15 protein-coding genes are annotated in these 10547 nt (G+C 59.6%); 11 read left to right on the plus strand and 4 right to left on the minus strand.

The window, feature by feature from the left end; all coding sequences use genetic code 11:
- Position 1: 1 nt before the first annotated feature.
- Positions 2–697, minus strand: a complete 696-nt coding sequence (locus tag B3C1_RS16575) for an alpha/beta fold hydrolase (RefSeq protein ID WP_008486235.1) — start codon at positions 695–697, stop codon at positions 2–4.
- 73 nt (positions 698–770) lie between these two features.
- Between B3C1_RS16575 and B3C1_RS16580 the strand changes: the two genes are divergently transcribed.
- The 4 genes from B3C1_RS16580 to B3C1_RS16595 all read left to right on the plus strand — a co-directional run bounded on the left by B3C1_RS16580 (position 771) and on the right by B3C1_RS16595 (position 2636).
- Entirely contained in the window at positions 771–1124 is a 354-nt protein-coding gene (locus tag B3C1_RS16580; RefSeq protein WP_008486237.1) for a DUF3703 domain-containing protein, read from the plus strand.
- A 9-nt stretch (positions 1125–1133) separates the two neighbouring features.
- On the plus strand, positions 1134–1436 hold the full coding sequence (locus tag B3C1_RS16585) for a YciI-like protein (protein ID WP_008486238.1): 303 nt from the start codon (positions 1134–1136) through the stop codon (positions 1434–1436).
- 151 nt (positions 1437–1587) lie between these two features.
- A complete protein-coding gene (locus B3C1_RS16590) occupies positions 1588–2127 on the plus strand; it encodes a hypothetical protein (protein WP_008486239.1) in 540 nt (179 codons plus the stop codon).
- Between the two features lie 38 nt (positions 2128–2165).
- Positions 2166–2636 carry a hypothetical protein gene (locus B3C1_RS16595; RefSeq protein ID WP_156804603.1) on the plus strand — a complete coding sequence of 157 codons (471 nt, stop codon included), beginning with the start codon at positions 2166–2168 and terminating at the stop codon, positions 2634–2636.
- Positions 2637–2672: 36 nt separating this feature from the next.
- On the opposite strand, the gene queD is transcribed toward B3C1_RS16595, so the two are convergent.
- Complete coding sequence (gene queD / locus B3C1_RS16600) at positions 2673–3035, minus strand: 6-carboxytetrahydropterin synthase QueD (protein ID WP_008486241.1); 363 nt, start codon at positions 3033–3035, stop codon at positions 2673–2675.
- Positions 3032–3700: a 7-cyano-7-deazaguanine synthase QueC gene (gene queC, locus B3C1_RS16605; RefSeq protein ID WP_008486242.1), complete on the minus strand. Its 669-nt coding sequence runs from the start codon at positions 3698–3700 to the stop codon at positions 3032–3034. Before queC ends, queD begins: the two co-directional genes overlap by 4 nt.
- Before the next feature lie 71 nt (positions 3701–3771).
- Here queC and queE point away from each other — a divergent pair, with 71 nt between their 5' ends.
- The 5 genes from queE (at position 3772) to B3C1_RS16630 (ending at position 7141) form a co-directional block, all read left to right on the plus strand.
- Entirely contained in the window at positions 3772–4434 is a 663-nt protein-coding gene (queE, locus tag B3C1_RS16610; RefSeq protein ID WP_008486243.1) for a 7-carboxy-7-deazaguanine synthase QueE, read from the plus strand.
- 30 nt (positions 4435–4464) lie between these two features.
- Positions 4465–5412, plus strand: a complete 948-nt coding sequence (corA, locus tag B3C1_RS16615; protein WP_008486245.1) for a magnesium/cobalt transporter CorA — start codon at positions 4465–4467, stop codon at positions 5410–5412.
- A 55-nt stretch (positions 5413–5467) separates the two neighbouring features.
- Entirely contained in the window at positions 5468–6007 is a 540-nt protein-coding gene (locus tag B3C1_RS16620) for a GNAT family N-acetyltransferase (RefSeq protein ID WP_237751012.1), read from the plus strand.
- Positions 6008–6069: 62 nt separating this feature from the next.
- Entirely contained in the window at positions 6070–6756 is a 687-nt protein-coding gene (locus B3C1_RS16625) for a helix-turn-helix transcriptional regulator (protein WP_008486248.1), read from the plus strand.
- 64 nt (positions 6757–6820) lie between these two features.
- On the plus strand, positions 6821–7141 hold the full coding sequence (locus tag B3C1_RS16630) for a hypothetical protein (protein WP_008486249.1): 321 nt from the start codon (positions 6821–6823) through the stop codon (positions 7139–7141).
- Between the two features lie 80 nt (positions 7142–7221).
- On the opposite strand, the gene cysK is transcribed toward B3C1_RS16630, so the two are convergent.
- A complete protein-coding gene (gene cysK, locus B3C1_RS16635) occupies positions 7222–8190 on the minus strand; it encodes a cysteine synthase A (RefSeq protein ID WP_008486250.1) in 969 nt (322 codons plus the stop codon).
- A 92-nt stretch (positions 8191–8282) separates the two neighbouring features.
- Here cysK and B3C1_RS20310 point away from each other — a divergent pair, with 92 nt between their 5' ends.
- The gene (locus B3C1_RS20310; protein ID WP_008486251.1) at positions 8283–9365 is read left to right on the plus strand and encodes an RDD family protein; all 1083 of its coding nucleotides are present in this window, start codon (positions 8283–8285) and stop codon (positions 9363–9365) included.
- Entirely contained in the window at positions 9362–10474 is a 1113-nt protein-coding gene (locus B3C1_RS16645; protein ID WP_008486252.1) for a beta-ketoacyl-ACP synthase III, read from the plus strand. The genes B3C1_RS20310 and B3C1_RS16645 overlap by 4 nt, the downstream gene beginning before the upstream one ends.
- The last annotated feature ends 73 nt before the right edge of the window (positions 10475–10547 follow it).

Below are 10547 nucleotides of genomic sequence, written 5' to 3' on the forward strand. Positions count from 1 at the left end.
TTTAGGCCCAAACTTGGGTCAGCAGCTCGGCTAGCGCCTCTGGCTGCTCCAGGGGCAGCATATGGCCACTGTTCTCAAGGACCAGCAACCGGCTCTTGGCCAGGGCCTGGTGCATGGCCTCGAGCTTGGCCAGGGGCGCCAGTTGGTCGTCCTTGGCGGCAATGATATTGACCGGGAACGACGCCTTGGCCAGGGCCGGGCGCAGATCGGGCCTGGCCGAGGCGGCCAGCAGGTGGTATTTGAGCACGCTGCCCCCCAGATCCTGTTCCATTTCCCTGACCGTCTCCCGCGCCCCTTGGCCGTTGGGGCCCTGGCCCACCATCTGGTCCAGGCGGGCCTCGGTCATGGGCTTGAAGCGGCCCTTGTCCAGTTGGGTGACCAGTTGTTGGCGAAGGGCCTGTTCTTGCTGGCTGAGGCCGGCGCCATCGAAACCGATAAGGGTCAGGGATGCCACCTGCTGGGGGTTATCCAAGGCAAAGCGGCTGGCAATAAAGCCCCCCATGGAAAAGCCCACCAGGTGCACCCTGTCCCCTTCGGCGCCGTAGTCGGCCAAGGACAGCATCTGTTCCAAGGTCTCGGCCCATTGCAGGGGCACGTAGCGGCGGTCTTCTAAGTCCAGCAGCCGCCACAGGGGCAGCCAGAGCCGCTCGTCACATTGGGTGCCGGGCAGGAAAAGAACAGGGGTACTGATGGCCATAGGCTGTTTTGCTTTATCCGTGTGCAGTTGGCCCTATGATAGGGAAAGCGGACCGTCGCCGAAAGGAGAGCTTATGTTCAGTCGTTTTGCCCGCAACATAGCCCCGGCCGTCAAGGCCGAATTGGCCCTGGCGCAACAGGCCCATTCGGCCGAGGTGGCTTTTAAGCACCTGGAAAATGCCCATGTGCTGGGGCAGGGGTCTACCTGGTGGCACATGAGGGTCCATTTACTGATGTTGGTCTGGGCCTGGCGCCAGAAAGACGGCGCCGAGCTGGCCGGCCAGTTGCTGCGGGTGCTGGGGGCGGCTACCAAGACCGCCTTGGGCTGGGTGCCCAAGGGCAATACCGGGGGTGCCAATGTCAGCCCTTTTAAAGCCATGCCCTTGAGCCCCGAGCACCAGGCCCTTATCGACAAAGCCAAAGGCTGAGGAGCTCCCATGCATTATGTGCTGATCTACGAAACCACCGCCGACTATCTGGAAAAGCGCGGTCAATACCGGGCCGAGCACCTGGCCCTGGCCTGGCAGTGGGCCGAAACCGGCGAACTGCTGCTGGGGGGCGCCATGGGTGAGCCGGTAGAGCGGGCCATGCTGCTGTTTGCTTGCGACAGCCCCGAAGTACCTGCCAACTTCGCCCGCCTCGACCCCTATGTGCGCCATGGTCTGGTGGCCCATTGGCGGGTTATGCCCTGGCACACTGTGGTGGGGGAGGGAGCCGCCAATCCGGTGTTGCCCAGCTGAGAAAGCCCGCTTCGGCGGGCTTTTTTGTGAGCCGTCCCCGCTCTAGGCAAAAGCCTTCAGAAATTGTGTGTCTTTGCTCAAGTCCGGCAGGGGCCTTGTCGTTTGTTGGAGTTATCGGGCAGCAGTTCGCCTGTTGATCGAGGACCAAGGCATGACCCAGCCAAGCTCAGTCCCCTGCGTCCTGGGCCGCCAATGCGGCCTGCTGGCGGTATTGGGGGTGTCGTTATGGAGTTGCCCCATCATCTTCTGCTGGGGGCTCATCTACCATCTGGCCCCCACCCTGGCCGGCATCATGCTGCCCCTGTCTGGGGTGCTGATCGCCCTGGTGGTGCGTTATCACGGCCGGGGTGCCAGCAGTGTCTTTGTGCTGCTGAGCCTGTTGTCCTACGGCGTCTTGCTGCTCACTTCCCTGATGTTTGGTTTTGCCATCAAGACCCCCGGCCACCTGCTGGTGGTGGCCACCCTGGTGGTGACCGGCCTGGTGGGGGCCTGGGCCCTGTTTCGGGCGCGGATGCGCCATGACGGTAGCAAGGCGCTGCTGTCCTTGCTGGTACTGGATCGTTCCCCCCTGGGGCGGGCCCTGCAAAACCGCTGGTTTCTGGTGTTACCCCTGGGCCTTATCGGGGGCGGCTTGTCCAGCTTTGGCGGCGTGATCCTGCTGGCCAGCCTGGACTGTTTCAATGTCAATTAGGGGGAGCTATGGATTGGGTGCAGTACAAGAATAAACCTATGCCGGCATTGGTCCGCCAGCAGGGATTAAAGGCTGTGTTGGGGGTGTCGTTGTGGAGTGGGCCCATCTGCCTGCTGTGGGGCGTGCTTTATTATTTTAAACCTGCCCTGGCCGGCATCATGATCCCCCTGTCCGGGGTGCTGCTGGCCCTGGTGGTGCGCAGTTTCAGCCGGGCCCTTGGCGGGCGCTTTACCGCCCTTGCCTGCCAGTCCTATCTGGTGCTGGTGCTGATGGCCCTGCGCTTTGGTTTTGCGGTACAGGCGCCGGTGCAATGGGCCCTGGTGATGATCTTGGGGCTCATCGGCCTTGGCCTGGTGCCCTTTACCCTGCGCCGCGACCTGTTGGATGACGGCGCCGCCCCCAGCAGCGGCCAGGGGGACAAATGGTACCTGGTGCTGCCCCTGGGGCTTTTTGGCACCCTGTTGTCGTGCTACTTGGCGGTACAGTTGCTGGCTCTGAGCCAGGGCTGAGCCCAGTAATGAAAAAGGCCGCTGCTGCGGCCTTTTTTAATCGCCTTGGTAAAGGCAACCTGAGGTGCAGGTTTCCCGCACCCACACCGCCGACAGCAGCGGCAACTTGGGGGCCAGTTGGTCCCAGATCCATTTGGCCAGCACTTCCGAGGTGGGGTTTTCCAGGCCTGCAATGTCATTCAGATAGCAATGATCCAGCTGGTCAATCAGCGGTTTGACCACCGCTTTCATGTCGGCAAAGTCCATCACCCAGCCGGTGTAGGGGTCCACCTCGCCGGTCACTTCCACCCGCACCCCGAAGGTGTGGCCGTGGAGGTTGCCGCACTTGTGGCCGGCCGGCACATGGGGCAGGCGGTGGGCGGAGTCGAAGGAAAAGTCTTTGTAGAGCGTCTGTTTCATAAAATCTCACGGGTCAGGTAAGGCAGGGGATCTTCCAGTTGGTTCTCACGGAAGGCTTCCAGCCTTTCCTGGCAGGCGCCACAGCGGCCGCAGGCCGCCTCGCCGCCCTGGTAGCAGGTCCAGGTTTGCTCGTAGCTCAGCCCCATCTTCAGGCCGTCGGTGAGGATCTCACCCTTGGTGGCCATCAGGTAGGGGCTTTCGATGCTCACCGGTTCGTAGTTGGCCACTTGCGATACGGCGTTCATGGCCTTGACGAACTCGGGGCGGCAATCGGGGTAGATGGCGTGGTCACCGCCATGGGCACCGTAGTAGACCTTGTCGGCGCCTATGCTCACCGCCTTGCCGATGGCCAGGGACAACAGGATCATGTTGCGGTTGGGCACCACCGTCTGCTTCATGTTGTTTTCCTGGTAATGGCCTTCGGGCATGGCGATGTCCGAGGTCAGGGCGGAATTGGCGATCAGGCTCTGGATAGCGCTGATGTCCACCACCTCGTGGGCGATGCCCAGTTCCGCAGTCACCTTGGCGGCCACCTGCAGCTCTTTGACATGGCGCTGGCCATAATTGAACGACAGTGCATGAACTTCATGCCCGTCTTTGATGGCCTTGTGCAGCAAGGTGAATGAATCCATGCCGCCGGAATAGATGACTACAACTTTGCTCATGACGCCTCGCCTCGGTTGGGGTCAGCATTTTATGGTAGCATCCGCCCCCTCTCAACCTTGAGGCACCAAAGATGCGCTATCCGGTCAACGAAATTTTCGAAACCTTGCAGGGTGAAGGCCGTTTTACCGGCTTGCCGGCCATCTTTGTTCGCCTGCAAGGTTGCCCGGTGGGCTGCAGCTGGTGCGACACCAAACATACCTGGGAACAACAACCCCAGGACGAGCGCCCCCTGGGGGACATACTGGTGAAAACCGCCGCCTCCAGCTGCTGGGCCTGGGCGACGCCCGAGGCCATGCTGGCCACCTTTGCCGAGCGCGGCTTTAACGCCAAACTGGTGGTCATTACCGGCGGCGAGCCCTGCATGTTCGACCTGGTGCCCCTCTGTGAGGCCCTGCACGGCGCCGGTTATAGCACCCAAATCGAGACCTCCGGCACCTTCGAGATAAAAGTACCTAAAGAGACTGTCATCACCCTGTCGCCCAAGGTAGGTATGAAAGGAGGCTACGCCATCCTCGACTCCGCCCTTGAGCGGGCCGACGACATCAAGCACCCTGTGGCCCGGGAACGGGATATCGAAGAGCTGGACGCCCTGCTGGCCCGCTGCGGCGAAAAGCCGGTGTATCTGCAACCGGTCAGCCAGGGGAAAAGGGCCACAGAGCTTTGCATAAAGACCTGTATTGAAAGGAATTGGCGCTTGTCGGTTCAGTTACATAAGTACCTTGGCATAGAATAAGCGAGCAATTTACCTCGCCAGGAAGCGCCTATGATCAATGCCTACGTGCGCAACGGCCAGTTACTGGACGTCAAAGAACTCTCCACTGAGGACCGCCTGCCCGCCAACACCCTGTGGCTGGACGTCTTCAAGCCCACTGACGAAGAGCGCCAGTGGATGTCCACCTACTTCCAGGAAGAAGTGCCGGAAGAGGACGACATCAACGAAATCGAGGCCTCGGCCCGTTTCTACTCCGACAAGGACGGCCTGCATATCACCTCCCTGTTCCCGCACCGGGTGGGCAAGGAGCTGCGCGGCGTCAACGTCTCTTTTACCCTGCGTGACAACCTGCTCATTACCCTGCGTGAAGAAGACCTGGGGTTGATGCGGCTGTTTCGGGCCTACTTGCGCCAGGACAAGATGGAAGCCCGGGATCCGGCCACCTTGCTGGTGGAGATGCTGATCCTCAAGGTGGAATACCTTTCTGACCTCCTCGAAGACGTCTACACCGTGCTGGAATCGACGGGCCAAGAGGTCTTCGAAGCGGAAGAACTGGACGAGATCTTAAAGAACATCACCCTGCAGGAAGACATCAACGGCAAGATCCGCCTGAGCCTGCTGGATACCCAGCGTTCCCTGCGCTTTATGACCCGCAACCAGCGGGGCCGACTGTCTGAAGACAACCGCAAGGAAGTCAAAGATATGCTGGCGGATATCGAGTCCTTGCTGCCCCATACCCAGTTTTTGTTCGACAAGATCAACTTCCTGCTGGACGCGGCCATGGGCTTTACCAGCCTCAAACAGAACAAGATCATCAAGATCTTCTCGGTAGCGGCGGTGGTGTTCCTGCCGCCCACGGTGATCGCCTCGGCCTACGGCATGAACTTTGACATCATGCCCGAGCTGCACTGGCGCTTTGGCTACCCCCTGGCCATAGGGCTGATGTTTGCCTCTGCCGCCGGAACCTACCTTTTCTTCAAGCGAAAAGGCTGGCTTTAAAGCAAGCAAAACCCGGCTATTGCCGGGTTTTTGATTTTCCGGCATGGTGGGCAAAATGGACTTTGCTCTCAGACCCATGCTGCTTGAAACCCCACGCCTGACCCTCAGTCCCACCGGCCCTTTGGACCGGGATTTTTTCTTTGCCCTGCAATCGGACCCCAGCGTCATGGCCTTTGTAGCCAACAACAGGACAGAGGCGATGATCGAAGACAAATTCCAGCAGGCCTGCCTGCCCTGGGATAAGACCGCTCCCCAATGGCTGAGCCTGGTGGTGCGGGAAAAGGCCAGCAACAGCCCCATAGGCCTGCACGGCTTTCGCTGCAACTGGGCTCACCGCCAGGCCGAGCTGGGCTTTTTGTTTGCCCCGGCCTTCCAGGGCCAGGGCTACGCCAAGGAGGCGACCCTGGCCATTATCGCCCTGGCCAGGGACCTTGGCTTTCACAAGCTGGCGGCGGTGGTAACCTCCGGCAATACGCCCTCGGCAGGGCTTTTGGAAAAGTGCGGCTTTGAGCGGGAAGGGGTACTGAAGGAGCACTTTTTGCTCAATGGCCGCTGGCACGATGATTGGCACTACGGCTTGCTGCTCGGCCAATAAATCCCAAGCCCTTTTCTTGTTTAGCTGCAATCTCAGGCTCACCATCAGCCAAGGTCCAATGCATGAGAAAATCGGATAGGCTGTTTCAACTGACCAATATTCTTCGGGCACATCAGCCCATATCGGCCAAGACATTGGCTGAAAAGATGTCGGTTTCTGAGCGAACCATTTATCGCTACGTCGATGACTTATCTGTGGCTGGGATCCCCATTTATGGAGAGCCGGGAGTGGGGTACCGCCTGTCGGAAGGCTATGAGTTACCACCGCTGCAATTGTCACCCGGCGAACTGGAAGCCTTGGTTGCCGGGGTCAACTTTATCGCTGCATTAACCGGGCAGCGCTTATCGGACTCTGCCCATGCTTTGCTTTCCAAAATAGAAGCGGCACTACCCCGCAGCATTGCCACGTCCAATCCTGACCACAGGGCAATAAGGATACCGGCCTCAAGTCGCGGTACAGGCGTATATGAAGTTTGGGACAGATTGCACTCGGCAATAGAGTCGAAACACTGGCTGGACCTAGGTTACGTATCAGAACAGGGAGAGGTCACCCAGCGAACCGTCTTTCCGCTGGGGCTGTTCTATTGGGGAGCCAAATGGACAGTAGGCTGTTGGTGCGGGTTACGTGGTAACTATCGGGACTTCAGGGTAGATCGCATCGTAAAACTGGTAACGTCGAGCAGTGGCGGGGCATTACCTGTTGATGTCTCGCTGCAAAACTATATTGCCCTGCAAGAGCAAGCTAACTGACACAATGCTGTCAGTGGCCCATCAATATCATCCCCACTCACAGAACCAACAAGAGGCTGTAGTGATGATATTAAATGGAAATCTTGAGCGCTTTGGCGGTATGGAGTTCGCTGTCTTTAGGCTTAAGCAGGGCGTTTCGGAAGAACAGCTGATAGAGATGTCTAAGGAAGTGGAGAAGGGGTTCCTCCGAGAACAAGAGGAGCTGATAAGCCACTTTTTACTGCGAGGTAAAGACGGTATCTACGCTGACGTTGCAATTGCCACAACCCAACAGAAGGCAGAAGAATACTGCCAGCAGTGGTTAACCGACCCCCTTGCCTTGGCGTATCTCGATCTTATCGAGCCCGACTCGGTAAACATGACCTTTTGGGCGAAAGTTAACTAACTAAGCCCAAACAGCCATCGCCGAGCCATGATCCGGCAAAGCAGGAGGGGCCGCCTTGACGACGGCCCCTCTTTGCGTTGTTACTGGGACAGTTCCTGCTCGGTGAACACGTCGGCGAACAAGGGGGAGCTCAGGTAACGCTCGGCGGAAGAGGGCAGGATCACCACGATCTTCTTGCCGGCAAAGTCAGGGTTCTCGGCCAGGCGCTTGGCGGCCACCACGGCGGCGCCGGAGGAAATGCCGGCGAGGATCCCTTCTTCTTTCATCAGGCGATGGGCCATGGCCATGGCGTCGTCGTTGGACACCTGCTCTACCCGGTCAACCAGGCTCAAGTCCAGGTTGCCGGGAATAAAGCCGGCCCCGATGCCCTGGATTTTGTGGGGGCCGGGTTTGAGATCTTCACCGGCCAGCTTTTGGCTGATAACCGGAGAGTCGGCCGGTTCCACCGCCACGGAAATGACGTCTTTACCCCGGGTCTTTTTCAGGTAGCGGGACACACCGGTAATGGTGCCGCCGGTGCCGACGCCAGCCACGAACACGTCGATGTCGCCATCGGTGGCTTCCCAGATCTCGGGACCTGTGGTTGTCTCGTGGATGGCGGGGTTGGCCGGGTTTTCGAACTGCTGGAGCAGCACGTATTTATTGGGCTCGGCGTCGCGAATTTCGCTGGCCTTGTCGATGGCGCCCTTCATGCCCTTGGCCGCTTCGGTCAGCACCAGGTTGGCACCCAGAGCCTTGAGCAGCTTGCGGCGCTCCAGGCTCATGGACTCGGGCATAGTCAGGGTGATGGGAATGCCACGGGCGGCGGCCACGAAGGCTAGGGCGATACCGGTGTTGCCGGAGGTGGGCTCGATGATTTCTTTGCCCGGGCCCAGCAGGCCTTTTTCCTCGGCGTCCCAGATCATGGAGGCGCCAATACGGCATTTTACGGAGAAGCTGGGGTTGCGTGCTTCGACCTTGGCGTAGACTTCGCCACCGGTGACGCGGTTGAGTTTGACCAGGGGGGTATTGCCGATGGTCAGGGAGTTGTCTTTAAATAGCTGGCTCATAACAGGTATTCGCCTCATTGAGGGTATGGGACACAAGGTAGCGACCAGGCTGCTGGGTGTTAAGGATTTTCTGGTTATAAGGATATAAATAGATGACAAAACACGATCCTGAACACCAGTCGGCGCTGGAAGCCTGGCGTGAAGGCAAAGAAACCCGGGCCATTATTACCCCCTTTGCCTTCAAGGTGGACCAGAGGTTGCTGGGCCATCCCCTGGGCAAACCCTGGCGCCGGGGCCTGGCCATGGGGCTGGATTTGTGGCTTATCGCCATGCTGACCTATGTGCCGGACGTGGCCATAGGCCTGGTGGCCGCCATCGCCATCTGGATACTGTCCAAGCGCCACGACCAGGTGATACACCCCTGGGCCCGGCGCTGGCTGAGGGTGCTGGTGGTGTTGGTGGTCTTCGTGCTGGTGGTATCCCTGACCAGCACCCTCAGCCGCAGCTTGGATGACAAGCCCGACCCGGACAAGCCCCCCCATTCGGCCTTGGAAGTGGGAGCCCTTGGCGCCGTTGGCATCGCCATGGCCCTGTGCGACGACAAGGTCTGTGTTGACGACAGCCTGCCCGGCCTCATTAAGCTGTTGGACGAACGCTTTGCCGGGGATCTGAAAACCCGCCGGGAACTGGCCGATGCCATCTTCGACGACATGAGCTTCCTGAACGACGACGAAAAGGCCGCCTACCGCGAGCAGGTGATGGCCGGTGCCGAGGCCCGCTACCGGGCCTTCAAGAGGGACCAAAAGGCTGCGGAAAAAGAGGCCGGGCAGGGCATCGAAGAAGAAAAACCCAAGCATTACGGTTATTCGCTGCTTAACTGGGCCAAGGGCCTTATCGCCGATCTGGGCCTGGGGCTCAGTTGGGCGGCTTTGTACTTCACCCTCTTTACCGCCCTGTGGCGCGGCCAGACCCCAGGGAAGAGGTTGCTGGGCTTGAGGGTGGTGCGCCTTAACGGCGAGCCCCTGACCCTGTGGGCCTCCTTTGGCCGCTACGGCGGTTACGGCGCCGGCCTTGCCACCGGCATGCTGGGTTTTATGCAGGTACTCTGGGACAACAACCGCCAGTGCATCCAGGACAAGATAGGGGAAACCGTAGTGATTCAGGAAATTAAAGGGATCCGCTATACTGGGCCGCTAACGGATAACGCCAGCGAGCAGCAAGAGGAACAGGCGTGAGCGAGATTGTTATCAGCGGCACCGGGCTCTATACGCCCCCTAATGCCATCAGCAATGACGAGCTGGTGAAAGCCTTCAACCAGTACGTCGACAACTTCAACGAAGACAACCAGGGCGCCATCGAGGCCGGGCAGATCCAGCCGCTGGCCCATTCGAGCAGCGAGTTTATCCTCAAGGCCTCCGGCATCAAGAGCCGCTATGTGGTCGGCAAGGACGGCATCCTCGACCCTGAGGTGATGATGCCCCTGATCCCCGAGCGCGATAACGACAAGCCCTCGGTGATGATCGAGATGGCCATGCACGCCGCCGACCAGGCTCTCAAAGCCGCTGGCCGCAGCCCCGAAGACGTAGACCTCATCATCTGCGCCGCCTCCAACATGCAGCGCCCTTACCCCGCCATGGCTGTGGAACTGCAGCACTTTATCGGTGCCAAGGGCCTGGCCTTCGACATGAACGTGGCATGCTCCTCCGCCACCTTCGGTATTGCCAATGCCGCCGCCATGCTCAAGGCCGGCAGCGCCAAGCTGGCCCTGGTGGTCAACCCCGAGATCTGCTCCGGCCACCTCAACTTCCGTGACCGTGACAGCCACTTCATCTTCGGCGACGCCTGCACCGCCACCGTACTGGAGCGGGCCGAGGACGCCAGCAGCGCCGAGCAGTGGTTGGTCAAGGGTGAGAAGCTCATTACCCAGTTCTCCAACAACATCCGCAACAACTTCGGCTTTTTGAACCGCACTGCCCCCGAGCACCAGTTCGACCGGGACAAGCTGTTCGTGCAGGAAGGGCGCAAGGTGTTCAAGGAAGTGGTACCCATGGTCAGCGAGCTTATCAGCAGCGAGCTGGCCCGCCAGGGCCTGACCCCCAACCGCCTCTGGCTGCACCAGGCCAACATCAACATGAACCTGTTTATCGCCCGCAAGGTGCTGGGCCGTGACGCCAGCGACGCCGAAGCCCCGGTGATCCTGGACGAATACGCCAATACCTCCAGCGCCGGTTCGGTGATCGCCTTCCACAAGCACCGCAGCGATCTCAACAGCGGCGACGTTGGCATTATCTGTTCCTTCGGCGCCGGTTATTCCGCCGGTTGTATTACGGTTCAGAAACGTTAAAAATATGGATGTAAAACAAGGGTCCTACGGGACCCTTTTTTGCACCCAAGGCACCATGATGCCTGGCGCCGGG

Source organism: Gallaecimonas xiamenensis 3-C-1 (assembly GCF_000299915.1).
Classification (GTDB): domain Bacteria; phylum Pseudomonadota; class Gammaproteobacteria; order Enterobacterales; family Gallaecimonadaceae; genus Gallaecimonas; species Gallaecimonas xiamenensis.

Excerpts from the sequence above, each read along its gene's own strand:
- corA (WP_008486245.1), top strand. The coding sequence starts at position 4,465 with ATGATCAATGCCTACGTGCGCAACGGCCAGTTACTGGACGTCAAAGAA.
- B3C1_RS16620 (WP_237751012.1), top strand. The coding sequence starts at position 5,468 with ATGGACTTTGCTCTCAGACCCATGCTGCTTGAAACCCCACGCCTGACC.
- B3C1_RS16625 (WP_008486248.1), top strand. The coding sequence starts at position 6,070 with ATGAGAAAATCGGATAGGCTGTTTCAACTGACCAATATTCTTCGGGCA.
- B3C1_RS16575 (WP_008486235.1), bottom strand. The coding sequence starts at position 697 with ATGGCCATCAGTACCCCTGTTCTTTTCCTGCCCGGCACCCAATGTGAC.
- cysK (WP_008486250.1), bottom strand. The coding sequence starts at position 8,190 with ATGAGCCAGCTATTTAAAGACAACTCCCTGACCATCGGCAATACCCCC.
- B3C1_RS16595 (WP_156804603.1), top strand. The coding sequence starts at position 2,166 with ATGCCGGCATTGGTCCGCCAGCAGGGATTAAAGGCTGTGTTGGGGGTG.
- B3C1_RS16585 (WP_008486238.1), top strand. The coding sequence starts at position 1,134 with ATGCATTATGTGCTGATCTACGAAACCACCGCCGACTATCTGGAAAAG.
- B3C1_RS16630 (WP_008486249.1), top strand. The coding sequence starts at position 6,821 with ATGATATTAAATGGAAATCTTGAGCGCTTTGGCGGTATGGAGTTCGCT.
- B3C1_RS16590 (WP_008486239.1), top strand. The coding sequence starts at position 1,588 with ATGACCCAGCCAAGCTCAGTCCCCTGCGTCCTGGGCCGCCAATGCGGC.
- queC (WP_008486242.1), bottom strand. The coding sequence starts at position 3,700 with ATGAGCAAAGTTGTAGTCATCTATTCCGGCGGCATGGATTCATTCACC.
- queD (WP_008486241.1), bottom strand. The coding sequence starts at position 3,035 with ATGAAACAGACGCTCTACAAAGACTTTTCCTTCGACTCCGCCCACCGC.
- queE (WP_008486243.1), top strand. The coding sequence starts at position 3,772 with ATGCGCTATCCGGTCAACGAAATTTTCGAAACCTTGCAGGGTGAAGGC.
- B3C1_RS16580 (WP_008486237.1), top strand. The coding sequence starts at position 771 with ATGTTCAGTCGTTTTGCCCGCAACATAGCCCCGGCCGTCAAGGCCGAA.
- B3C1_RS20310 (WP_008486251.1), top strand. The coding sequence starts at position 8,283 with ATGACAAAACACGATCCTGAACACCAGTCGGCGCTGGAAGCCTGGCGT.